The sequence below is a fragment of the Sphingopyxis sp. C-1 genome, assembly GCF_001047015.1.
In the GTDB taxonomy this organism is placed as follows: domain Bacteria; phylum Pseudomonadota; class Alphaproteobacteria; order Sphingomonadales; family Sphingomonadaceae; genus Sphingopyxis.
In genome coordinates, this window is the sequence record NZ_BBRO01000002.1 from 60,497 (window position 1) to 83,271 (window position 22,775).

Here is a 22,775-nt window from a genome sequence, read left to right on the forward strand (position 1 = left end):
CTCAAGGATCGGCACGCTGGCCGGTTCCCGAAAAAATTTAGCAGGTCGCGGAATAAACGATAGAAGCCACTCGTTTCTTCCTCACACAATCGAAAGGCGACAATGCGCTTCGAAGAGGAACTGGTCGAATTGCTGCCCCGTCTGCGCAGGTTTGCGCGCGGACTGGCGCGCGATGCCAGCGACGCCGACGATTTATGCCAGGCGGCGATCGAACGCGCACTGAAATCGCAGGGACAGTGGCAACAGGGAACAAGACTGGATAGCTGGATGTATCGCATCACCCGCAATCTCTGGATCGACGAGCGCAGGGCCTCCGGCCGGCGCGGCGTCCATGCGTCGATCGACGAAAGCGTCACCCAGATCGCGGGCGATGGCATCGCCGAAGTCGAAGCGGGAACGCTGCGCGGCGATGTCGACGGCGCAATGGCGCGCCTTCCCGACGAGCAGCGCGAAGTGGTGATGCTCGTCCTCGTCGAAGGCTATGCGTACCGCGAGGCCGCCGACATATTGGAGGTGCCGATCGGCACCGTCACCTCGCGCCTCGCCCGCGGGCGCGAAACATTGATGCATCTGCTGGGAGAGGCCGCATGAGTTTCGATCCCGCCACCGTCGCCGCCTTTGTCGACGGCGAACTCGACGACCTGACCGCGCGGCGGATCGAACGCGAGGCGGAGGGCGACCCCGCGCTCGCCGCCGAAATCGCACGCCACCGAGCGTTGAAGGCAAAGCTGGCGGCACATTATGCGCCTGTTGCCGAAGAGCCGGTGCCCGAGCGACTGCGCGCGCTGCTGACCCCCGACGTTGCGGTCGATACCAGCCTTGCCACGCGGCGGGAGGCGAAGCGGGCGCGCTTCGCCCCGATCCATTGGGGCGCGATCGCGGCTTCGCTTGTGCTCGGACTTGCGCTGGGACTGCGGCCATGGGCACCCGCGGCCAGCATCGCCGAAGCGAACGGCGCAGTCGTCGCCGCAGGCCCGCTCGCCGATGCGCTCGACACACAGCTTGCCTCTAACCAGCCGCCCGATGCCGCGGTGCGGATCGGGCTCAGCTTTGAAGACAAGGCCGGGCGCTATTGCCGCAGCTTTGAAAGCGCATCGCTGGACGGTATCGGCTGTCGCGACAACGGACGTTGGCGTCTCGAACGGACGATGCGGGGACAAGCGGGCACCGATTATCGCCAGGCGTCGTCGGGCGAACTTGCCGCCGCCACCGCCGCGATGATGGGGGGCGATCCGCTCGACGCCGCCGCCGAGCGGCAGGCGCGCGACAAGGGTTGGGCGCGCCGCTGATCCGTCAGCTACGCGCGGGTTCGTCGATCCCGAACAGCGCCGCGAAATTCGCACGCTTGGCAAGCAGGTCGGCGAGGCTGTAACCGTCGAGCACGGCCATAAACGCCGCGAGCGCCTCGGCGAGCGCCCCGGTCAGACCGCACGCCGGCGCGATGATGCAGCTTGCGCAATCGACGAGATCGAATCCCTCCTCGGTATGGCGCACGACCGCGCCGACATTGATCTCGGCCGCAGGCTTCGCAAGCCGGATCCCGCCGAAGCGTCCGCGCACGCTTTCGAGATAGCCTGCGTTCACTAGGTCGTTGACGACCTTCATCAGATGGTTTTGCGAAATTCCATAGGCACGCGAAATCTCCGAGATCGGGCTCAGCCGCGCGTCATCCTGCGCGCCCACATAGAGGAGCACGCGCATCGCATAGTCGGTGTAGCGCGTCAGGCGCATCTTGGTCCTTCGAAATTTCCGTCACGCCATAATATGCATTTTTGTTGCATGTTTCAAATTTCGATCATACATGCGCTTTAGATACATGATTGGAGCGAGTCGTGAAACAGGACGACCAGATCGATGAAGCCGCGCTCGAGCGTTTGATTCCGGCCTTTTACGACCGCGTGCGCGCCGACGCCGATATCGGGCCGCTGTTCAACGCGGCGGTGCATGACTGGGCGGAGCATCTCGAAAAGCTCGTCGCATTCTGGTCGTCGGTGATGCTGACGAGCGGGCGTTACAAGGGCAGCCCGATGGCCGCACATCTTGCGCACAAGGAGGCGATCACTCCCGCGATGTTCGACCGCTGGCTGCAGATCTGGGCCGACACCACGAACGAACTGCTGGCCCCGGCCGCCGCGTCCGCGTTGCAGGCCAAGGCCGCGCGTATCGCCGAAAGCCTGCAACTCGCACTTTTTTTCCGCCTGAGCGACCCTGGTCGCCGTGCCGCCTGATTATTGAAGGAGAAGAGCCATGTCCGAAGCGCCTTTTGTCGACCTGAACGTCCACCATCGTCCGATCGATTTCTCCGACCGCATCGCATTCGGCTTTACCAAGATGCTGCGCCTTGCCGCCGACACTTTCTTTGCCAAGCGGTACGGCCACCGCGCGATCGTGCTCGAAACGGTTGCGGCGGTCCCTGGTATGGTCGGTGCGACGCTGGTCCACCTCAAGAGCCTGCGCCGGATGGAAGACGACAAGGGCTGGATCCGCACGCTGATGGAAGAGGCGGAGAATGAGCGGATGCACCTGATGACCTTTATCGAGGTCGCGAAACCGACCTTGTTCGAACGCCTCGTCATTCTCGGCGTCCAGTGGGTCTTCTACCTCGCCTTCTTCGCGCTCTACCTGATCAGCGCCAAGACCGCGCACCGGGTCGTCGGCTATTTCGAGGAGGAGGCCGTCATCAGCTATACGCTCTACCTTCAGGAAATCGACGAGGGCCGCAGCCCCAATCTGCCGGCGCCGGCGATCGCCAGACATTATTGGAAGCTCGCCGATGACGCGACGCTGCGCGACGTCGTTCTCGTCGTCCGCGCCGACGAAGCACACCACCGCGACGTCAACCACGGCTTCGCCAGCGAACTCGCCGGGATCGAACCCGCGGCGCAGGTCGCCCCCTACCCCGAACATGCCGACGAACTGCGGATCGCGGCCTGAACACGCCTAGCCCAAGGACAGAATATAATGCGCACCGCTTCCGCTCACGCCATGGCCATCGTCAAGGCCACCGCCCCCGCGCTCGAAAAGCATGGTCTTGCGATCACCACCGCGATGTACGCCCGATTGTTCGAGAATAAGGATATCGAGGCGATGTTCGACCGCGCCGCGCAGACGAGCGGCGAGCAGCCGAAACGGCTTGCGGCGGCGATCCTCGCCTATGCAAAGAATATCGACAAGCTGCAGAATCTGGGGCCGGCGGTGTCGCGCATGGTCGCGCGCCATGTCGATACCGGCGTGAAGGCGGAGCATTACCCCCATGTCGCCAATGCCCTGCTCCCCGCCATCCGCGACGTACTGGGCGCAGAGATCGCGACCGACGAGGTGCTCGCGGCGTGGGGCGAAGCCTATTGGATGCTCGCCGACATACTGATCGCGGCGGAAGCGCAGGCATATGAGGATGCAGAGGCGGCGTGAAGGTGGCGGGTATGGAGCGGAAGCGGCCCTCTCTACCCTCGTCACCCCGGGCTTGACCCGGGGTCCCGCTATTTCGTGAAGCGTGCCGGTGCCTTCAAAAAGCGGGATCCCGGGTCAAGCCCGGGATGACGGGAATAGGGACGGGATGTCCGCTCACCACCCCAAAAAGAACATCGCCTTCAAATAGGTCTTTCCTACATTATCCGGCCGTGCCAGCCTTCACCCGGCTCTTTGAAATTATTGGACAAGGACGGTTGCTACCCGGACGGCGGCGGGGGCAGCGTGGACCGCGCGCAGCACGTCGCGAGGGTCCGATCGAGGAACGCGACAGGGCTGAACTTTACTGAACTTTGGACCGTCATCCCCGACCCGTCGAAGAGCGCCGCTATGACGAATGGCAGGAATCGACCGTTCATTGCGTCACCCCGGACTGATCCGGGGTCCCGCTATCTCGGGACGCGTGCGGTTGCATCAAAAAGCGGGATCCCGGATCAAGTCCGGGATGACGACAGGCTGGACGAACGAACGCCCGCTCCCCCGCCCCTAAACCGACGTCCGCTCGCTCTCCACATCCCGATGCTGAAGATATCGCCGCTCCGCCTCGGCCAGATAGTCGCGCGTCAGCGGCAGCGCGTGGCGGCTGCGTGCGAACTGGATCTGGTAATTGCCCATCCCGCCGCTCTCGAATGCCGCGGTCGCGCCGGCGAGGTAGAAGCACCACATGCGGAAAAAGCGCGTGCCCATCATCGCGACAATTTCTGCTTCATGTGCCAGCGTCCGCGCATACCATTGACGCAAAGTCAGTGCATAATGCAGCCGCAGCGTCTCGATATCGGTCGCGATCAAGCGGCTCTTCTCGCTCGCCGCCAGCGTCTCGCTGAGCGCCGGGATATAGCCGCCGGGAAAGATATATTTGCGCGTGAAAGCGTCGGTCGATCCCGGCTTGCCAAAGCGGCCGATCGTGTGGATCAGCATCACGCCGTCGGCGGTCATCAGATTGGCGGCGGCGCGAAAGAAAGTCTCGAAATTGGCGGCTCCGACATGTTCGAACATGCCGACGGACACGATGCGGTCGAAGCGCCCCGGCTCGCGCGCGGCAAGATCGCGATAGTCGATGAGTTCGAATTGTACGCGATCGGCGACCCCCGCCGCCTCGGCACGCTGCCGGGCAAGCGCGAGCTGCTCTTCGGATAGGGTGATGCCCAGCACCTCGACCTGCTCAAGCTTCGCGAGCGTGATCGCCATCCCGCCCCAGCCGCAGCCGATGTCGAGAATGCGCTGCCCCGGCGCCAGTGCGAGCTTTGCCGCGATATGCGCCTTCTTCGCGACCTGCGCCTCCTCCAGCGTCATGTCCGGGCGTGACCAGTAGGCGCAGCTATATTGCATGTCTTCGTCGAGGAAGAGCCGATAGAGGTCGTTGCCGATATCGTAGTGATGCTTGACGTTGGCGCGCGACTGGCGCTGGCGATTGATCGATCCGATCCGCGTCTTCACCCATTCGGCGCGCCGACCGAGCCAGGTCTTGTCGTGCAGCTTGGCGCCGCGGTCCCAGGGCGTGTTCGAACGGAACAGCGCGACGAGTTCCATGATGTCGCCTTCGACCAGTTCCATCTCGCCGTCCATGAACGCCTCGGCGGCGCCGATGCGCGGGTCGAGAATGATGCGGCGCATTCCCTTTCGGCTCGTGAAGCGGATCGTGACGTTCGGAAAGCCCGGCGCAGGTTCGCCATATTCCTCGCGCGCGCCATCGGGCGCGATGACGGAGAGCCGCCCCTGATGAATAATCCGGGAGAGAAACGGACGCAGAATGGACATTTTAAGAAACGAACCTCCACCTCGAAAAAAGGTTCCTGTCAGATTCCCGCATACCATTCATAATCGATGCGATCTTCCCAATAGCCGCCCTTGCCCGCGCCGATTCCGTCGAGGCTGGCGACCGCCTCGATCGCGTTCACATATTTGGCGTGCTTGTAGCCAAGCTGACGCTCGATCCTGAGGCGCAGCGGCGCGCCGTTCGCGATCGGCAATATCTTGTCATTGAGCGCCCACGCCATGATCGTCTGCGGGTGGAGCGCGTCGACCATGTCGCAGCTTTCATAATAGAGCGCGTCGCCAAGCCGGTCGGCGCAGCGGAAGACGATATAGCGCGCGCTGTCTTTCACGCCGGCAGCGGCAAGGATATCGCGCAGTCGCGGGCCGGTCCATTGTCCGATCGCGCTCCACCCCTCGACGCAGTCATGGCGCGTGATCTGCGTGCGCCCTGGCATCGCACGGATATCTGCCATCGACAGCGACAGCGGCTTTGCGACAAGTCCCGTCACTTTGACGCGCCAGTCGGCAAAGCCGCTCGCCGCATGCGCGGAATAGTCGGCCCCCGCAGGCAGGCGCGTGCCGTTGGGCCGGAAATAGGGTGACAGGTCGGCCCGGCCATATTCGCGCGCAAGCGCGTTCCTGTCGATCAATGCACGCTGGCTGGCGCGGTTCATTTCCTCGCCCATCGACAATATCTTGCGCACTGCAGGCGCGTCGTTGATCGCATCGCAGCCTGACAGCAAAGGCAAGGCGCCCGCAGCGGCGACCAATCCGCCGGCGCGCGCGATCAACTGGCGGCGCGGGAGGATGATCCCGCTCATGCGCCCGCGTTCCGCTCGGGCGGCAGGCGGAACCAGCCGGTGATCATCGAGCGCAGCTCGTTCATGGGACCCGCAAGCAGCACCATGGCGATATGGACGAGGAAGAAGAAGACGAGTGCCCAGGCGGTGATGAAATGGATCGAGCGCGCCGATTGACGGCCGCCGAACAGGTCGAGCAGCCACGGCCAGGCGGCGTTCATGCCGGGCGACATGGTAAGGCCGGTCGCGATCATCAGCGGCAGCGCGACGAAGATCACGCCGATGTAACTGAACTTTTGCAGGACACCGTATCGCGCCGCCGCCTGCCCACGCGGAAAGCGCAAACGCGCATGATCTTTCACGTCCTGCCAGATATGGCGCGGCGACCATTCGGCCGCGCGGACATGCAGGTCCTTGCGCAAATGCCCGCCGAGCAGCGTCCACAGCATGTAGAGCGTCAGGCCGATCGACAATATCCACGCGAACAGCAGATGCCAGCGCCGCCCGTCGGCAAGGCTATAGCTGGTCGGGATCGTCGCCCAGCCGGGAAAGGCCCAGGTCCGCGACTGCCCTTGCGCATCGGTCCAGCGGCCGAGCACGCCCGTCGTTTCGACCCGATAGTCGCCGATGCGCAGATAACCGCTGTCCGCCGTCGAACCGATCACCAGCCACGCGCGGTCGAAGTTCGCACCATATTCGCCCCAATAGAGGCGCGGGTGTGCATTGAAGATCATCAGCCCGCTCATCAACAGGACGAGCAAGGTGACGGCATTGACCCAATGCCAGATACGCACCGGCAGCCGGTGGCGATAGACGCGCACCGGCACCGATTTTTCGGGAGCGACGGGAGTTTCAGCCTCGGCCATGATCCCGGTTCGCTCCTTTGCCGCTTTCGGTTACGCAACAGCCTTCGCGGCATATTCCTCGCGATAGCGGTTGCGCAAGCTGACCTTGTCGATCTTTTCGCTGCCGAGCTTGGGCAACGCGTCGTTCGACATCCAAATCTGGCATGGCACCTTATAGGGAGCGAGCCGTGCGCTGAGGAAGGCGACCAGATCGTCGGCGGTCACATTGCTGCCGGGCTTTGTCCAAACGACCGCACCGACGCATTCGCCCAGCCGCTCGTCGGGCAGACCGAACACCGCGCATTCGTTGACCTCGGCATGCTCGTAAATCGCGGCCTCGACTTCCTGACAGCTTATATTCTCACCGCCGCGGATGATGATGTCCTTCTTGCGGTCGACGATGAACAGATAGCCGTCCTCGTCGAGATAACCGAGGTCGCCCGAGCGGAAATAGCCATTGTCGAAGAAGGCCGCCTTGGTCGCGGCTTCATTGTTCCAATAGCCCTCGAAATTGCACACCGAGCGGATGCAGACTTCGCCGACGCTGCCCTGCGCGAGCGGTTCGCCATTGTCGTCGAGGATCGCAAGGTCGACGAGCGGCTTCGACGCGGGGCCGGTCGACATCGGCTTCGCGACATAATTTTCGTTGATGATGCCGCAGCCGACCGCGTTGGTTTCGGTGAGGCCATAGCCGAGCAGGGGCTTGGCTTCGCCCATCTCCGTCGCAAGGCGGCGCACATGCTCTGGCGGGCGCGGCGCGCCGCCGCCAGCGTAGCTTTTGCACGTCGACAGATCGTAATTCTTGCGGTTCGGACTGGTGAGAATTTCATAGCTCATCAGCGGAACGCCGACGAAATAATTGCACTTCTCGTCCTGGATCAGCCGCATCGCCTCGTCGGCGTTCCACTTGGGCATCAGCACGAGTTTGCGTCCCAAGGCGAAGCTTTGCAGGAACACCGGGATTTCGGCGGTGACGTGAAACAGCGGCGTGCAGATCAGCGTCGCGGGCTGGATGTCCGACATCTGCCCATCTTCGGTTAGCAGATGGACGATGCTTGCGGTCTGGGTGACATAGTTGAAGATCGCCTGCACCACCGCCTCGTGGCGCGAATAGGCGCCCTTCGACTGGCCGGTCGAGCCCGAGGTAAAGAGGATCGTCGCGAGGTCCTGCCCCGTCAGCGTGGGCAGCACGGTCGCCGCGCTGCCGCCCGCGCCGGTGATCGGCGCGACCGCCAGATCGATCGGCTGCGTTAGGTCGAGGGTAATGACCTTCGCACCATGTTCGACCTCTTCGAGCCGTGCGGCGCGCTGGACGTCGGCAATGACGAGCTTCGCTTCGCTATCGAGGATGCCCGCAGCGAGTTCGCCCCCCTGCCACCAGCCGTTGAGCAGCGTAGCGCAGCCGCCCGCCATCAGGATACCGATGTAGGAAACACACCACGCATTGGCGTTGCGCATCGCAAGCCCGACGCGGTCGCCGCGCTGGACGCCATGGCCCTCGACCAGCCCCGCCGCGACCTGCCGCGCCGCCATATAGACCTGCTTGAACGACAGCCGCTCGTCGCCTTCGACAAGGAAAGTGCCATCGCCATGCTGCGCAGCAAAAAACGCAACATAGTCGGCAAGGTTGGTCGGTGCGGTGGTGATGAAGGGAAGCTGGTGGCCGAAGCGTTCGACGGACCCGACCTGGATCGGTCCGCCCGGACCGGTGATCAGATTATAGGCGGCTTCCAGGCGCAAATCGAGCGCTGATGGCATCTTTCATCTCTCCTCTTGGTCTCGCTCGCCATACCCCTTATGGGGAGGCCTCTCCTGGGGAAGGACAGCGCGACTATATGTTTCTTTTTGCGACCTAATATATAGTCCGCAAGCCCCAAAATAAGCAACACACAAGCAAAAAATCGCAGTTTTCCGCCATTTTCTTGACTTCGAAGGTGGGATACATTTGCGTGTTTCCGTGCGCCCCAATGCGACACTATGCAGGTCGAAAATGCATGGCGAGTTCAGTTTTTACACCCATTATCAATGATTTATCAATTTTGCGTTCAAAACCATCCCCGCGCCAGTTTCCATGGATGGGATAGAATGCGTTTCCCGGGGAAACACATAGGTGAGGGCTGCATTCGCTCAAAGACGAATGACGGCCAGAGGCTTCCGGCTACCTCACCATGGTGCGGAACAGGCAATGGATCACTTCCTTGCCAGCTATATACTGATCCTTTATCTCAACATAATTGGTCGTGTTCGGCAAAGTTCCTTCGTGAACAAACTGGTGACGCCAAGTAATTACATTATTATAAGCCGATTTTGGACTCTTCGAGTGAGCACGAACATAATCATTCTCTGCCCTTTCGAGATTCCTGCCAAAGCGGTCTAAATATCTGGAACCGAACATCTTGACATGTTCATCCTTCAATTCCTTCAATTTAATCCGGCCGTTCATTCGAGAGAATTTAGCACGGGTCACGCTTCCAAGGACCACGTGCTTCTTCTCAGCAAATTCATAGAAGATGTCTTTGATAGCCAACTCATACGCCGTGACAGCCGAAGTTGCGATGAAGCCGGTGTAACGAGCCTCCACAAAGGGGTCTTCAAGACCCGCCATTAAAGGATCGACGTGCGCCAGGTAGTCCTCGACGAGGGTAAAGCGATCACTGTAGGCCATTAATAAATCAGGTATTTTTCAGCCAACGCCAGTCTCAGCTCGACTTCTTTCGGGTCGCTGGTGTTGAAGAATATCGCCTTGCGATAATCTTCATCGGCTATCAGTTTTTCGAACCTGCCTTTGAGGTCTTTTGGTATCTTCGTCGAATGGCGGATGAGGATCGCCATCACCGAGTCCATCGCTGCGAGGTTTAATGGACCGCGAACATGAAAAGGCTTGGGGTCCAGCTGACTGACAATAAGCGCCGTTACCTGACCAAAGCGCTCCACGAATTGCTCGACTTTCCCCGAACTTTTGCCCTTTGTGTGGATCTTCATCTGCTGATTAAGAAACTCCTTCATCGGCTTCTCGTAATCATCCCCACGTTCAGTCATCGCGAATATCCGGAGAATCATTTCGACGTCGCGCTGGTGCTTGTCGAGCGGTTGACGCGACAGGATTGCACGCCAATCTTGATCCTCGTTGAGCTCATGCAGTTCATCGACCAGCGAGCCGTGGAATACGCAGTTTCGAATCTCCTGCGGACGGAGAGGAGTGCCGCCCGTGTTAAGGCGCTCGAAGATGTGGAACATGCTAGTACTCTGATTCACGGGCGAGAGCTGCTTGATGTTCACCGCACGAAGAACCGCATTTTTGATTTTGCGCTGCTCTTGCTCTGTCAGATCGGCAAACTTTTTGCCTGCATAGGGGCTTCCTTTCGACAGGCCCGTCAGCCTAAACACCGCGCGCCGTCCCTGCATATTCTCAGGACCAAAATAACCTTCAAAGTAATATATCACGCTCATTATGCGCTGTTGACCATCTATTACGAGGTTCTTGTTCTCTCCATCAATATAAAAGAATACCGGAGGCACTGGAAGCCCAAGCAGAAAGCTCTCGATTAGGAGACTGGACTGCTTGATGTTCCAAACGAAGTTACGCTGAAATGATGGGACGGTGATGTCCTTATCGCGCCACATATCATGAATGACGGCAAGGGTCAGGTCTGACGGATAGGTCGCGATATCGAACTCGATATGCGTGCCAAGTTCTTCGTCTTCTGCTTCCTCTTCGATTTCGATCTCGTCGTCCGAACCTTTAGCCATATCCACTCCCTCAATGGACCTACGATAGCGAGGAAGTAGCCATGCTACCAGGGGCAAACAGAGAGTGTGCTATTCGGCCTCGTCGATCGGCCGCAGCAAATCGATCGGCTCGCCTCCCAACGGTCGACTTAACTCGTGAAGTGTGAGCACGGTCGGATTCCGACGCCCACGCTCGAGGCCGCTAAGATACTGCTGGCTAACACCAGTTAGCTCGGACGCCTGTTCTTGGGTCAGTCCGCGAGCCAGTCGCAGCCTCTTGAAGTTCAACCCGACCTGGAGGCGCACGTCCATGAGACCTCCCTGCCGCAGCAAGGGCTTGAACTTTATCAACTATAGTATGTAATGATCGTCACACTGAGCGGACGCGACCGAGCGGGGCGCATTCGCAGATTTGGGAAAGGCCAACGAACGTGGAATGGGAACCTGATCCGTCGTCGAGCAAGGGCGAAGGCTTCACGACAACGCACCTCTTCCTGGTCATCATCGCCATTATTGGCCTCGCGATCCTCTACAACGTCACGCGCCTTCCCAAAGGCGATCCTTATGCCAAGTGCCAACGCATCATTGGCCACGACACCGCATGCCGCGCTGACGTCGCCTATAACCAGATGATGCGTGGGCGCCTCTAGCTCGGTCGAGGAAGCCCCGCTTGCCTAAGAGACTTACGAGCCCGCCTACCCCTCGCCTGCTCGGTAGCGACATGGCGGCTGCCTACCTTGGCATCAGTGAGAGGATGCTGGACCACGTTCGCACCAGAGAAGATTTTCCCGAGCCCGTGAGGCTTGGACGACGAATATTATGGGATCGGAAAGCGCTAGACGCTTTCGTGGACAGTCTCGCCCTACGCCCATTCGATCCTTGGGACGAAGTGTGTGCTGTTCCTTAGCTAAGCCGTAGGCACGCCACCAAGCCATGACTCAGTGGCGCGCCCACGAGATAGACGCGCTTGTTGGGCAGGTCCGAGAGGCTGTGCCTTGGGCCACACATGCAGGGCGACAAAATGGCAGCTAGCCGGGGGCCCGTTCGATCGTCTACATGCGAGAAAATCGCTGCCTGATTTGTATCCCGTAACCCTTTTTCTGGCTGGACGACATTAGACAGCATTAGACAAATGCGGGATACATTTTCAGAAAAAATGGTGTAAAATCAATGACTTCATCGTTTCTTTTTGCAACCTTAGCCGAAGCAACGCAATATGTGAACTTTCACGATCTGATGGGTGAGAATTCAGAGATCGCGTTCAGCGTCTTCGGCCTGCCGATCCGCTGGTATGCCCTGGCCTATCTCGCCGGAATCTTCGTCGGTTACTGGTATTTGCTGAAGCTGATCGCGCAGCCTGGCGCCCCGATGGCGCGGCGCCATGCCGACGACATGATCTTCTATGCGATGCTCGGGATCATCCTCGGCGGGCGGCTCGGCTATGTGCTCTTCTACAACCTCGGCAACTATATCGAGAAGCCGCTCGAGATCTTCAAACTGTGGGACGGCGGCATGTCGCTCCATGGCGGCGTGATCGGCGTGCTGATCGCGATCTGGTATGTGACGCGCAAGGAAAAGCTGAGCTTTCTGCGCTTTTGCGATTATGTCGCGTGCGTCGTGCCCTTCGGCCTTTTCTTCGGCCGCCTCGCCAATTTCGTGAATGGCGAACTGTGGGGCCGTGCGACGACCGTGCCATGGGCGATCATCTTTCCGGGCAGCGGTACGATGGACCCCCGCCACCCGAGCCAGCTTTATGAAGCCGGGCTCGAAGGGATCGTGATGATGGCGATCCTAGCCTTCTTCTTCTGGCGCACCGATGCGCGCTACAAGCCCGGTTTCCTCTTTGGCACGGCGGCGATCATCTATGGGCTCAGCCGCTTTGCGGTCGAGTTCGTGCGCGAACCCGACGTGCAGCTCGGCACGCTGTCGTGGGGCCTCACGATGGGCCAGACGCTTACCGTGCCGATGCTGCTTGTCGGCTTCTGGCTCGTCGCCACCGCGAAGGGCCGCCGCAAGCGGATCGAACCGGTGGCCGGGCTCGACAGCGTTGCGTGACGGCCCACCGACGCCCGACGAGTTGATAAGCGAAATCGCGGCGGCGCGGCCCACGACGGTCGCCGACTATATGGCGGCGGCAAACGGCCATTATTATGCGACGCGCGACCCGCTGGGCGCAGCAGGCGATTTCACCACGGCACCCGAAATCAGCCAGATGTTCGGTGAGATGGTTGGTATCTGGGTCGCAGACCTCTGGTCGCGCGCGGGCGGCCCGGCGTTTCATTACGTCGAGCTGGGCCCGGGCCGCGGCACGCTCGCCGCCGATGCGCTGCGGACGATGGCGCGCTTTGGCTGCACACCAGCCGGCATCGACCTGGTCGAGACAAGCCCGACGCTGCGGGCGGCGCAGCTCGCGCGCCTGCCCGCAGCGGAGCATCACGACGAGGTCGACGCGCTGCCCGACGACGTGCCGCTGATCATCGTCGCGAACGAGTTTTTCGACGCGCTGCCGATCCATCAATATATCCGCACGATCGACGGCTGGCGCGAGCGCATGGTCGAACGCCAGGGCGGCGTGCTGGTGCCCGTTGCGGGCGACACACCCGCCGACGACGCCGTACCGGCTTCGCTACGGAACGCGCCCCAGGACACGGTTGTCGAAACAACGCCCGTCTCGGCCGCGATCTTGCAGCGCTGCGCCTTTCGTCTTGCGCGGCAAGGCGGCGCGATGCTCGCGATCGACTATGGCTATGCCGGCCCCGCCGCAGGCGACACGTTGCAGGCAGTGAAGGCGCATCGCTTCGCCTCTCCCTTCGCCGATCCCGGTGAGGCCGACCTGACCGCACATGTCGATTTCACCGCGCTCGCCACGGCCGCACAAAATGCGGGCGTGTCCGTGAGCCCGCTGACGACGCAGGGCGACTGGCTGCGGCGGATCGGCATCGACGCGCGGCTGCAATCGCTCGCTGCGGCTGCGCCGAACCGCGCCGAGGAACTGAAGGGCCAGCGCGACCGCCTCGTCGAGCCGCGCCAGATGGGCGACTTGTTCAAGGTGATGGCCTTTTCCGCACCGGACTGGCCCGCCCCCGCAGGATTTATAGGAGACGCAGCATGACCGCCATCGAACTGGCAAAACCCGGAGATGCGGAGGCCATCGCGGCTTTCGCCAACGGGTCGTTCACTCATACTTTCGGGCATATCTATGATCCCGCCGACCTCTCCACCTTCCTTGCAGGCTGGAACCCGCCCGACCGCGTGCGCGCGCAAATCGCGAGCGATGATCATGACATCGCGCTGGTTCGCGGCGAATCCGGCGCGATCCTCGGCTATATCAAGATGGGGCCGGTCGATTTCGAACTGCCCGAGGAGCAACCGACGGGCGATGCGGTCGAACTGCACCAACTTTATGTCGCCGAAGCCGCGAAGGGCACGGGCGTCGCCGTCGCATTGATGGAATGGGGCATCGCCTGGGCGCGCGAGCGGGCATCGATCCTTTACCTCACGGTCTTCACCGAGAATGACCGCGCGCAGGCCTTTTACCGTCGCTACGGTTTCTACGACGTCGGGCGCAACGCGTTTCGCGTCGGCAATCATATCGACGAGGACCGTTTCTTCAGGCTCGATCTGTGAGCACGCCCTTCGTTACAGCCGCGCCGTTGGACGGTCTCGCGCATGGCTTCTTTGGCCGCCGCGGCGGGGTGTCGACGGGCGAACTCGCCTCGCTCAATTGCGGTCTCGGTTCTGGCGACGATCCCGCGCTGATCGCCGAGAACAGGCGGCGCGTGGCCGATGCGGTGCTTCCCGGCGCGAAGCTGACCGGCCTCTATCAGGTCCACGGCAATCGCTGCGTGATCGTCGACGGCCACACCGATCTTGACGCGCGGCCCGAGGCCGATGCGCTGGCGACGCGCACGCCGGGCATAGTGCTCGGCATATTGACCGCCGACTGCGTGCCCGTCCTCTTCGCCGACCGCGAGGCCGGGGTCGTCGGCGCGGCGCATGCGGGGTGGAAGGGCGCGATTGCGGGCGTCACCGATGCCACGCTGGAGGCGATGGAAAGCCTCGGCGCCAATCGCGCCGATATCGCCGTCGCAATCGGCCCGTGCATCGCCCGCGCTTCCTATGAGGTCGACGAGGGTTTCGTGCAGCGCTTCGTCGAGGACGATCCCGCGAACGAGCGCTTTTTCGCCGCCGGCAAGCCCGGCCATGCGATGTTCGACATCGCCGCCTATGTCGCCGCGCGGCTCGCGGCAGCGGGCGTGACCCGAATTGCCATCGGCGGACAGGACACCTATGCCGAGGCCGACGACTATTTCAGCTATCGCCGCGCGTGCCATAAGGGCGAGAACAGCTATGGCCGCCAATTGTCGGTGATCGGATTGCGCTAAAGATTTCATCCATCGTCACCCCGGACTTGATCCGGGGTCCCGCTTCCACGAAGAAAGCGGGATGCCGGGTCCAGCCCGGCATGACGAAATAAGGGGGACGGGACGGGATGAAGGCACTCGCGATACCGCGCAAACGGTTGGTTTCGATTGTCGGCGGTTCGATGGGCAATCTGGTCGAATGGTACGACTGGTTCGCTTATGCCGCCTTCGCCATCTATTTCGCTCCGGTCTTTTTCCCGCAGGCTGACCCCACCGCACAGCTTCTGAACTCCGCCGCCATCTTTGCCGTCGGCTTCGTCATGCGCCCGATCGGCGCGTGGGTGATGGGCCGCTTCGCCGACACGCGCGGGCGCAAGGCTGGGCTGTCGCTGTCGGTGGCACTGATGTTCAGCGGGTCGATGCTGATCGCGATCGCGCCGACCTATGCCGTTGCGGGCCTGCTCGGGCCGGCGACATTGCTCGTCGCGCGAATGCTGCAAGGCCTGTCGCTCGGCGGTGAATATGGCGCGAGCGCGACCTACTTGTCCGAAATGGCACCCAAGGAGAATCGCGGCTTCTGGGCGAGCTTCCAATATATGACGCTCTGCGGCGGCCAGCTTTGCGCGATATTCGTCGCGGTGGTGCTGCAATTCTTCCTGACCGAGGCCGAACTCACCGCATGGGGTTGGCGCATCCCGTTCGTTATCGGCGCGCTGCTCGCGCTCGGTGTTTATGTCCTCCGCCGCAATCTGGCCGAAACGCCGTCGTTCGAAAACCAGGCGGTCGACCGGCCCGTCTCGACCGCCAAGCTGCTGTGGAAAGAGCATCGCCGCGAAAGCATCCTCGTCGGCATGTTGTCGGCGGGCGGCGGGCTCGCGGCTTACACCTATACCAGTTACATGCAGAAATTCCTGTTCAACACCGTCGGTTTCGACAAGGCCACCGCGACCTATATCATCGCCGCCGCGCTGCTGTGGTTCACCGCGATGCAGCCGGTTTTCGGGGCGCTGGCAGATAAGTTCGGGCGCAAACCGATGCTGCTGCTGTTCGGGATCGGCGGCGCGATCGTCGCGGTGCCGACCTTCATGACGCTGGAGACCGTCACCTCGCCGATCGTCGCCACGCTGCTCATCATGATCCCGCTCACGCTGCAAAGCGGCTACAGCGCGAACAATGCGCTGGTGAAGGCCGAGCTGTTTCCCGCGCATATCCGAGGCCTCGGCGTCGCGCTGCCCTATGCGATCGGCAATGCGATGTTTGCGGGCACGCTCGAAATCGTCGCGCTGGCGCTCAAGGATGCCGGCATCGAACGCGTCTTTTATTTCTATGTTGCCGCGGTGATCGCGATGGCCGGGGTCGCGACGCTGTTGCTTCCCGAGACGAAAGAGCGCAGCCTGATCGTCGAGGATTAGGGTCGGCACGCCGCGCAATATAGTTTCAAACGAAACCGGCGTGCTATAGAGGGCTCCGACACCTCAAGGAGCATCCCCCATGGCCATGCGCGGCAAACCCAAGACAAACACCAAGAAAATCGGCGATCGCGATCTCAGCCCCGCCACGCTGATGATGGGACTCGGCTATGACCCCGTGCTGTCCGAAGGCTCGTTGAAGCCGCCGATCTTCCTGACCTCGACCTTCGCTTTCGAAAGCGCCGCCGCAGGCAAGCGCTTCTTCGAACATATCACCGGCAAGCGTGAAGGACCCGCCGACGGCCTCGTCTATTCGCGCTTCAACGGTCCGAACCAGGAAATCCTCGAGGATCGCCTCGCGGTCTGGGACGGCGCCGACGACAGCCTCGTCTTTTCGAGCGGCATGTCGGCAATCGCGACTCTGCTCCTCGCGCTCGTCGGCCAGAATGATGTGATCGTCCACTCGGGCCCGCTCTATGCGGCGACCGAGACGCTGATCGCGCGCATCCTGTCGCGATTCGGCGTCAGCTTCCTCGACTTTCCCGCCGGCGCGACGCGCGAGGAGATTGACGACATTCTCGCTCGCGCCCAGACGCTCGCCGATGAAAAGGGCGGCAAGGTCGCGCTCGTTTATCTCGAAAGCCCGGCGAATCCTACGAACGCGCTGGTCGATGTCGAGGCCGTCCGCGCCGCGCGCGACGCCGCCTTCCCCTGCGAGCAGAAGCCGCCGATCGCCATCGACAACACCTTCCTCGGCCCGCTCTGGCAAAAGCCGATCCGTCAGGGCGCCGAACTCGTCGTCTACAGCCTCACCAAATATGCCGGCGGCCATTCGGATCTCGTCGCGGGCGGCGTGTCGGGCGACCAGAAGTTGCTCAACATCATCCGTCCGATGCGCAACACGATCGGCACGATCTGCGACCCCAACACCGCATGGATGCTGCTGCGCAGCCTCGAAACGCTCGAACTGCGCATGAGCCGTGCGGGCGAGAATGCCCTGAAGGTCTGCACTTTCCTGCGGGATCACCCGAAGGTCGAGGGGCTCGGCTATCTCGGCTTCATCCAGGATGCGCGCCAGAAGGACATCTTTGACCGCCACTGCACCGGCGCCGGATCGACCTTCTCGCTGTTCATCAAGGGCGGTGAGGAAGAGAGTTTCCGTTTCCTCGACGCGCTGAAGATCGCCAAGCTCGCGGTCAGCCTCGGCGGCACAGAGACGCTGGCGAGCCACCCCGCCGCGATGACCCATTTGTCGGTTCCGCCGGAGCGCAAGAAGGCTCTCGGCATCACCGACAATCTGGTACGCGTGTCGATCGGCATCGAAGATCCCGACGATCTTATCGCCGATTTCGCGCAGGCATTGGACGCGGTTTAACGACCGCCATCGTCTTAAAGCCACAAAAGCCCCGCATCGGCGGGTCGAAATTGTGTCCTTTGCGGCTTTAAGGCGATCCTCAGGATGTTGGCAGAAACGGCCATCGCGGATCGGTGTCGGCGTCATTCCACGACGCTAATGCGCCGCGATTTTGCCGGACAGCGCTATTTGCGGGCGCGCCAGTCGACGACCTGCCAGCCCATTTGCGGGGCGAGCAGTTTCAGCTTGCGCGACGGCGTCGTCGCGACCGCCTCGTCAGCGAAGTGCAGCATCGGATGGTCGGAGACATGGTCCGAATAGGCGCGGACATGCGCCGCCTCGCGCGTGATCTCGTTCGCGGCAAGCCAGTCCGATATGCGCGCGAACTTCGCCTCGCCATAGCAATTGTCGCCCGCCAGACGCGCGTGAATATGGTCGGCGCCGTCGGGTTCGTCGAGCTGCGTCGCGAGCACATCGTCGATCCCGAGCCGCCGCGCGATGGCGTCGACATAGAGGTGAAAGGACGCCGTCGCGAGCAGCAAACGATACCCGGCCTCGCGGTCGGCGGCGATCTGCTGGAGCGCGGCGGAGTGCAGTCCGCGCGTGACGACCTTGTCGGCGTAGCTTTCGGCGAGCGGGGCGATTTCGGTGCGGCGAAAGCGTTTGCCGACGAGCAGTCGAAGGTTGATCGCCTTCAGTCGCGAGCGGTCGATCAGACGCAGCGAATAGGCCGCGCCGGCCAGCCCGACGAGCGGCAGAAGCAGGAGACGCCATTGCTGGCGACGCCGCGCGACATGCATGAGAAATCCACTGTAAGTCCCTGAACGCGTTATCGTCCGGTCCATGTCGTACATCGCGACGCGGTGGGCATAGTCGGGGGTCGGCGTGGCCAGCGGATCTTCCATCCCTCACCCATAGTATGGGCCCATATCGGGGCCAAGGCCTGACAAGCTGAACCATGGATTCACTTGCCGTGCCGGGGCAAATAAGCCAGTGTCCTCCGCACGATGGTGGCTAGGGCTGATTTCGAACATAGCGACGGTGCCGATGGCGCCGAAGTTCGCTTCACCGGCCGTCTGACGCTCGCGCGTTTGGGTGACGTTCCCGCACGGCTGGATGCACTCGGGCCGATCGCGACGCTCGACCTCTCGGCACTCGAAAGGATCGACACCGTCGGCGCGTGGATCGTCACGCGCACGGTCAACGAACATGGCTCGAAAGTCGTCGGGGCGAGCCCCGAGGCGCAGCGCCTGCTCGAAGCGCTCGCCACCGACAAGAGCGAGTATCGCGTCCACCGCGACCGCCGCCCGGCGTGGGCGCGGATGTTGGAGCAGGTTGGCACCGCCAGCGTCGCGATCTGGCACGAACTGCTCGGCATCGTCGGATTCTTCGGCGCGATGATTGTCGCGCTCGGTACCCAGATTCGAGCGCGCCGCCGCCTGCGCTGGAATGCCGTCGTCACGCGATTCCAGACCGTCGGCGTCGACGCGCTGCCGATCATCGGGCTGATGAGCTTCCTGATCGGCATCGTCATCGCGCAGCAGGGCGCGGTCCAGCTTGAGCAATTCGGGCTTGAGGTGTTCACGATCAACCTGGTCGGGCGCGCATCGATCCGCGAACTTGGGCTGTTGATGACCGCGATCATGGTCGCGGGCCGCTCAGGATCTGCCTTCGCCGCGCAAATCGGGACGATGAAGCTGACCGAAGAGGTCGATGCGATGCGCACGATCGGCGTGTCGCCAATGGAGGCGATCGTGCTGCCGCGCGTCGCCGCGTCGACGATCACCATGCCTTTGCTCGGTTTCTACGCCAGCCTGTGCGCGATCGCCGGCGGCGGCGCCTTTGTCTGGGTCGGGCTCGACATCCCGCCGCTCACCTATATCCAGCGGCTGCGCGAAATCATTCCGATGACCGATTTCTACATCATGCTGATCAAGGCGCCGGTGTTCGGCATATTGATCGGCGTCACCGGCTGTTACGAAGGCATGCAGGTGCGCCAGAATGCCGAGGAAGTCGGTCAGCGTACGACATCGGCGGTGGTCGCCGCGATCTTCCTCGTCATCGTCCTCGACGCGATGTTCGCCGTCTTCTTCTCTTCGCTGGGATGGAATTGATGAGCGAAGAAGTCGAACAGGAGATCAAGGAAGAGCTTGCCGCGGCCGACGCGGTGCGGCCCGAAAAGTTCGAAACGGCCATTTGTATTCGCGGGCTGAAGAACCAGTTCGGCGATGCCGTGGTTCACGAGGATCTCGACCTCGACGTCCGGTCGGGTGAGATTCTGGGTGTCGTCGGCGGATCTGGCACCGGCAAGTCGGTGCTGATGCGCTCGATCATCGGCCTTCAAACCCCGACCGCGGGCGAGATTGAGGTCTATGGCAAAACGCTCGACACGATCGCCAACGAAGAGGAATCGCGCGACCTGCGCCGGCGCTGGGGCGTGATGTTCCAGGGCGGCGCGCTCTTTTCGACGCTGAGCGTGGCTGAAAATATTCAGGTTCCCCTGCGCGAATATTATCCGCGGCTCGACCAAAGGCTGCTCGACGAAATCGCCGCATACAAGGTCGCGATGGTCGGGCTGCCCCCCGACGCCGGCCCGAAATACCCGGCCGAACTGTCGGGCGGGATGGTGAAGCGTGCCGGGCTCGCGCGCGCGCTGGCGCTCGATCCCGCGCTGCTGTTTCTCGACGAGCCGACGGCGGGGCTCGACCCGATCGGCGCGGCGAAGTTCGACGAGCTTATTCGCGAGCTCGCGGACACGATGGGCCTGACGGTCTTTCTCATCACGCACGACCTCGATTCGCTTTATGCGACCTGCGACCGCGTCGCGGTTCTGGCCGAAAAGAAGGTGATCGCGGTCGGCACGATCCCGGAACTGCTTGCCACCGAGCATCCGTGGATACAGGATTATTTCAACGGGCCCCGGGGCCGCGCTGCGGCGGGCGGGAACCAAACCGCGAAGCGGCGATAGGAAAAGCTGATGGAAACTCGCTCAAACAACGTCCTCGTCGGCGCTTTCGTCCTCTTCTTCACCGCGGCGCTCGCCTTTTTCGTCGTCTGGCTGGCGAACGACAGCGGCGGCACCAAGCGCGAATATGACATATTCTTCAAACAGTCGGTCGACGGACTGAACAAGGGAGCGCAGGTGCAATTTTCCGGCGTTCCCGCGGGTCAGGTGCGCGAAATCGCGCTATGGCCCGACGACCCGCAGTTCGTGCGCGTGCGTATCGAGGTCAATGAAGGCGTTCCGATCCTGCAAGGCACGACCGCCGCGCTCGAGGGCGTCGGCTTCACCGGCGTCTCGCAAATCTCGCTGGACGGTGCGGTCAAGGGCGCGCCTGCGATCGCCGACAAGGGGCCCGCGGGCAAACCCGTCATCCCGACGCGCGTCGGCGGTCTTGGCGAACTGCTCAACACCGCGCCGCAATTGCTCCAGCGCCTGTCGACGCTGAGCGAACGCCTTGCCGAGCTTGCCGACGACGAAAATCAGGCTAGCCTCCGCGGCATCCTCAAAAATGTCGAGGCGTCGACCGCAATCCTCGCGCGCAATGGTCCGGCGATCGAACGGGCGCTGGCCGACACGCGCATTGCGATCCAGCAGACCGGCAATGCCGCTGAACAGATCGGTAATCTTGCCGCGTCGGCGCAGGGCACGATCGACCGCAATGTCGATCCCGCGATGGCGAACCTGCGCGATACGCTGAAGTCCGCAAACGCATCGATGGCGACGCTGGAAAGCGCGATTTCGGACGCGCGTCCCGGCCTCAAGACCTTCAGCGAAACGACGATTCCCGAAGCCAATGCGCTGATCCGCGATCTGCGTCGCACCTCCGCCTCGCTGTCGAGCCTGACCGACAAGCTCGACCAGCAGGGCGCCGGCGCGGTTATCGGCGGCAGCAAGCTGCCCGACTATAAAGAATGAGGACCGACACCATGATCCGCCGCCTCCGCGCTCCGCTGCTGCTCGCCATTGCCGCCGTCTCCTTGTCGGGTTGCATCGGCCTTGGCGGCAAGACCCCGCCCTTCCTCCTCTCGCTCGACGCCGACGCGGCGCCGAGCGCAGGCGGCGCGCGCACCGCAGCCGAAGCCGCGACGCTGACGATCCTGATCCCGACCGCACCCCAAAAGCTGCGCACGACGCGCATTCCCGTGCAGCAGGACGGTGCGAGCGTCACTTATGTGAAGGACGCGCAGTGGGTCGAAGCCCCCTCGCGCCTGTTCCAGCGGCTGGTGTCCGAAACGGTGTCGGCGCGCACGTCTCGCGTCGTGCTCGACGAAGGGCAATATCTGACGGCGCCGGGCGAACAACTCGCGGGGCAGTTGATGGAGTTCGGCGTCGATGCCGCGACCAACGAAGTCGTCGTCGTCTATCAGGCGATGCTGGTGTCGGCAGGCGGCAAGACGGTGACGCAGCGCCGTTTCGAAGCCCGCGAAGCGATCGGCGGCAAGGTCGAGGCGAAACCCGTCGGCGAGGCGCTGACGCGCGCCGCGAACAAGGTCGCGGTCGAGGTGACGGGCTGGATCGGCGGATAACGCCCCAGCGCATTGCCATTTCGCGCGGCCGCCGTTAGAGGGCGCCGCACTATATCGCCTGTTCCTGCGCAGCCTCTTCCGGGTTTCCGGCTGCGCCCTTTCCTTTCGAGCCCGCTGACTTGAAAGGATCATGCCATGGCGTGGGTCATCCTCGCGATCGCCGTCGTTACCGAAATCATCTGGGCGCTCAGCCTTAAATGGGCTGCGACGCTCGGAACCTGGCAGGCATCAGTCGTGCCGATCTCGCTCAGCTTTTTGAACATGGCGCTCCTTGCGTTCGCAATGCGGGGCATTTCGGCGGGAACCGCCTATGCAATCTGGACCGGCCTTGGCGCGGTCGGTGTTATCATCGGCGGGATATTGTTGTTCGACGAGAAAGTGAACCCGGTCCAGATCGGCTTCATGACGCTGATCGTCATCGGCGTCGCGGGAACCAAGCTGTTCTCCGCCAATTGACCGAGGGTGTGAAGGCAGCCTGCGGCGTTAAGGCGACAAAAGATACGGACGTACGTGTCCGAAAT

26 protein-coding genes are annotated in these 22,775 nt (G+C 62.3%); 17 read left to right on the forward strand and 9 right to left on the reverse strand.

Annotation, left to right across the window (positions count from 1 at the left end):
• Positions 1 to 102: 102 nt before the first annotated feature.
• Together SC1_RS15005 and SC1_RS15010 are read left to right on the forward strand one after the other, a co-directional pair.
• The gene (locus SC1_RS15005) at positions 103 to 591 is read left to right on the forward strand and encodes an RNA polymerase sigma factor (RefSeq protein WP_062184410.1); all 489 of its coding nucleotides are present in this window, start codon (positions 103 to 105) and stop codon (positions 589 to 591) included.
• Entirely contained in the window at positions 588 to 1,289 is a 702-nt protein-coding gene (locus SC1_RS15010; protein ID WP_062184413.1) for an anti-sigma factor, read from the forward strand. The genes SC1_RS15005 and SC1_RS15010 overlap by 4 nt, the downstream gene beginning before the upstream one ends.
• Positions 1,290 to 1,293: 4 nt before the next feature.
• On the opposite strand, the gene SC1_RS15015 is transcribed toward SC1_RS15010, so the two are convergent.
• Positions 1,294 to 1,731: an Rrf2 family transcriptional regulator gene (locus SC1_RS15015; protein ID WP_062184416.1), complete on the reverse strand. Its 438-nt coding sequence runs from the start codon at positions 1,729 to 1,731 to the stop codon at positions 1,294 to 1,296.
• 101 nt (positions 1,732 to 1,832) lie between these two features.
• Between SC1_RS15015 and SC1_RS15020 the strand changes: the two genes are divergently transcribed.
• The 3 genes from SC1_RS15020 to SC1_RS15030 are packed head-to-tail and all read left to right on the forward strand — an operon-like array spanning position 1,833 to position 3,411.
• The gene (locus tag SC1_RS15020; protein ID WP_062184419.1) at positions 1,833 to 2,228 is read left to right on the forward strand and encodes a group III truncated hemoglobin; all 396 of its coding nucleotides are present in this window, start codon (positions 1,833 to 1,835) and stop codon (positions 2,226 to 2,228) included.
• Between the two features lie 19 nt (positions 2,229 to 2,247).
• Positions 2,248 to 2,934, forward strand: a complete 687-nt coding sequence (locus SC1_RS15025; protein WP_062184422.1) for an alternative oxidase — start codon at positions 2,248 to 2,250, stop codon at positions 2,932 to 2,934.
• Positions 2,935 to 2,961: 27 nt separating this feature from the next.
• The gene (locus SC1_RS15030; protein ID WP_062184425.1) at positions 2,962 to 3,411 is read left to right on the forward strand and encodes a globin domain-containing protein; all 450 of its coding nucleotides are present in this window, start codon (positions 2,962 to 2,964) and stop codon (positions 3,409 to 3,411) included.
• Between the two features lie 543 nt (positions 3,412 to 3,954).
• Here SC1_RS15030 and SC1_RS15035 read toward each other — a convergent pair.
• From SC1_RS15035 to SC1_RS15065, 7 genes are all read right to left on the reverse strand, one after another.
• Positions 3,955 to 5,226, reverse strand: coding sequence for a cyclopropane-fatty-acyl-phospholipid synthase family protein (locus SC1_RS15035; protein ID WP_062184428.1), 1,272 nt, complete (start codon positions 5,224 to 5,226; stop codon positions 3,955 to 3,957).
• Between the two features lie 38 nt (positions 5,227 to 5,264).
• Positions 5,265 to 6,044 carry a molybdopterin-binding protein gene (locus SC1_RS15040; protein WP_062184431.1) on the reverse strand — a complete coding sequence of 260 codons (780 nt, stop codon included), beginning with the start codon at positions 6,042 to 6,044 and terminating at the stop codon, positions 5,265 to 5,267.
• Positions 6,041 to 6,889: a cytochrome b/b6 domain-containing protein gene (locus SC1_RS15045; protein ID WP_062184434.1), complete on the reverse strand. Its 849-nt coding sequence runs from the start codon at positions 6,887 to 6,889 to the stop codon at positions 6,041 to 6,043. Before SC1_RS15045 ends, SC1_RS15040 begins: the two co-directional genes overlap by 4 nt.
• A 30-nt stretch (positions 6,890 to 6,919) precedes the next feature.
• Positions 6,920 to 8,626 (reverse strand): class I adenylate-forming enzyme family protein, encoded by a 1,707-nt coding sequence (locus SC1_RS15050; RefSeq protein WP_062184436.1) that lies wholly within the window; start codon positions 8,624 to 8,626, stop codon positions 6,920 to 6,922.
• A 400-nt stretch (positions 8,627 to 9,026) separates the two neighbouring features.
• Positions 9,027 to 9,533, reverse strand: a complete 507-nt coding sequence (locus tag SC1_RS15055; protein ID WP_062184439.1) for a HEPN domain-containing protein — start codon at positions 9,531 to 9,533, stop codon at positions 9,027 to 9,029.
• Positions 9,533 to 10,618 (reverse strand): DUF262 domain-containing protein, encoded by a 1,086-nt coding sequence (locus SC1_RS15060; RefSeq protein WP_062184441.1) that lies wholly within the window; start codon positions 10,616 to 10,618, stop codon positions 9,533 to 9,535. Before SC1_RS15060 ends, SC1_RS15055 begins: the two co-directional genes overlap by 1 nt.
• A gap of 69 nt (positions 10,619 to 10,687) precedes the next feature.
• Entirely contained in the window at positions 10,688 to 10,909 is a 222-nt protein-coding gene (locus SC1_RS15065; RefSeq protein ID WP_062184444.1) for a helix-turn-helix domain-containing protein, read from the reverse strand.
• A 119-nt stretch (positions 10,910 to 11,028) separates the two neighbouring features.
• On the opposite strand from SC1_RS15065, the gene SC1_RS15070 reads away from it, so the two are divergent.
• The 7 genes from SC1_RS15070 (at position 11,029) to SC1_RS15100 (ending at position 17,745) form a co-directional block, all read left to right on the forward strand.
• Entirely contained in the window at positions 11,029 to 11,247 is a 219-nt protein-coding gene (locus SC1_RS15070; protein ID WP_062184447.1) for a hypothetical protein, read from the forward strand.
• Positions 11,248 to 11,767: 520 nt separating this feature from the next.
• On the forward strand, positions 11,768 to 12,652 hold the full coding sequence (gene lgt / locus SC1_RS15075; RefSeq protein ID WP_062184450.1) for a prolipoprotein diacylglyceryl transferase: 885 nt from the start codon (positions 11,768 to 11,770) through the stop codon (positions 12,650 to 12,652).
• Positions 12,645 to 13,709 (forward strand): class I SAM-dependent methyltransferase, encoded by a 1,065-nt coding sequence (locus SC1_RS15080; RefSeq protein WP_238586737.1) that lies wholly within the window; start codon positions 12,645 to 12,647, stop codon positions 13,707 to 13,709. The genes lgt and SC1_RS15080 overlap by 8 nt, the downstream gene beginning before the upstream one ends.
• Entirely contained in the window at positions 13,706 to 14,224 is a 519-nt protein-coding gene (locus SC1_RS15085) for a GNAT family N-acetyltransferase (RefSeq protein ID WP_062184453.1), read from the forward strand. Before SC1_RS15080 ends, SC1_RS15085 begins: the two co-directional genes overlap by 4 nt.
• On the forward strand, positions 14,221 to 14,982 hold the full coding sequence (pgeF, locus tag SC1_RS15090) for a peptidoglycan editing factor PgeF (protein WP_062184456.1): 762 nt from the start codon (positions 14,221 to 14,223) through the stop codon (positions 14,980 to 14,982). The genes SC1_RS15085 and pgeF overlap by 4 nt, the downstream gene beginning before the upstream one ends.
• 107 nt (positions 14,983 to 15,089) lie before the next feature.
• Positions 15,090 to 16,373: an MFS transporter gene (locus SC1_RS15095; protein WP_062184459.1), complete on the forward strand. Its 1,284-nt coding sequence runs from the start codon at positions 15,090 to 15,092 to the stop codon at positions 16,371 to 16,373.
• Between the two features lie 79 nt (positions 16,374 to 16,452).
• Positions 16,453 to 17,745, forward strand: coding sequence for a cystathionine gamma-synthase family protein (locus SC1_RS15100; RefSeq protein WP_062184462.1), 1,293 nt, complete (start codon positions 16,453 to 16,455; stop codon positions 17,743 to 17,745).
• A 164-nt stretch (positions 17,746 to 17,909) separates the two neighbouring features.
• Here SC1_RS15100 and SC1_RS15105 read toward each other — a convergent pair whose 3' ends face one another.
• Positions 17,910 to 18,629, reverse strand: a complete 720-nt coding sequence (locus SC1_RS15105) for an HAD family phosphatase (RefSeq protein ID WP_083435944.1) — start codon at positions 18,627 to 18,629, stop codon at positions 17,910 to 17,912.
• Positions 18,630 to 18,731: 102 nt separating this feature from the next.
• On the opposite strand from SC1_RS15105, the gene SC1_RS15110 reads away from it, so the two are divergent.
• From SC1_RS15110 to SC1_RS15130, 5 genes are all read left to right on the forward strand, one after another.
• On the forward strand, positions 18,732 to 19,838 hold the full coding sequence (locus SC1_RS15110; RefSeq protein ID WP_062184464.1) for an ABC transporter permease: 1,107 nt from the start codon (positions 18,732 to 18,734) through the stop codon (positions 19,836 to 19,838).
• A complete protein-coding gene (locus SC1_RS15115; protein WP_238586738.1) occupies positions 19,838 to 20,692 on the forward strand; it encodes an ABC transporter ATP-binding protein in 855 nt (284 codons plus the stop codon). Before SC1_RS15110 ends, SC1_RS15115 begins: the two co-directional genes overlap by 1 nt.
• 9 nt (positions 20,693 to 20,701) lie before the next feature.
• Complete coding sequence (locus SC1_RS15120) at positions 20,702 to 21,643, forward strand: MlaD family protein (protein WP_062184466.1); 942 nt, start codon at positions 20,702 to 20,704, stop codon at positions 21,641 to 21,643.
• A gap of 11 nt (positions 21,644 to 21,654) precedes the next feature.
• Positions 21,655 to 22,254 (forward strand): ABC-type transport auxiliary lipoprotein family protein, encoded by a 600-nt coding sequence (locus SC1_RS15125; RefSeq protein ID WP_062186787.1) that lies wholly within the window; start codon positions 21,655 to 21,657, stop codon positions 22,252 to 22,254.
• Positions 22,255 to 22,389: 135 nt separating this feature from the next.
• Entirely contained in the window at positions 22,390 to 22,710 is a 321-nt protein-coding gene (locus SC1_RS15130; RefSeq protein WP_062184469.1) for a multidrug efflux SMR transporter, read from the forward strand.
• The last annotated feature ends 65 nt before the right edge of the window (positions 22,711 to 22,775 follow it).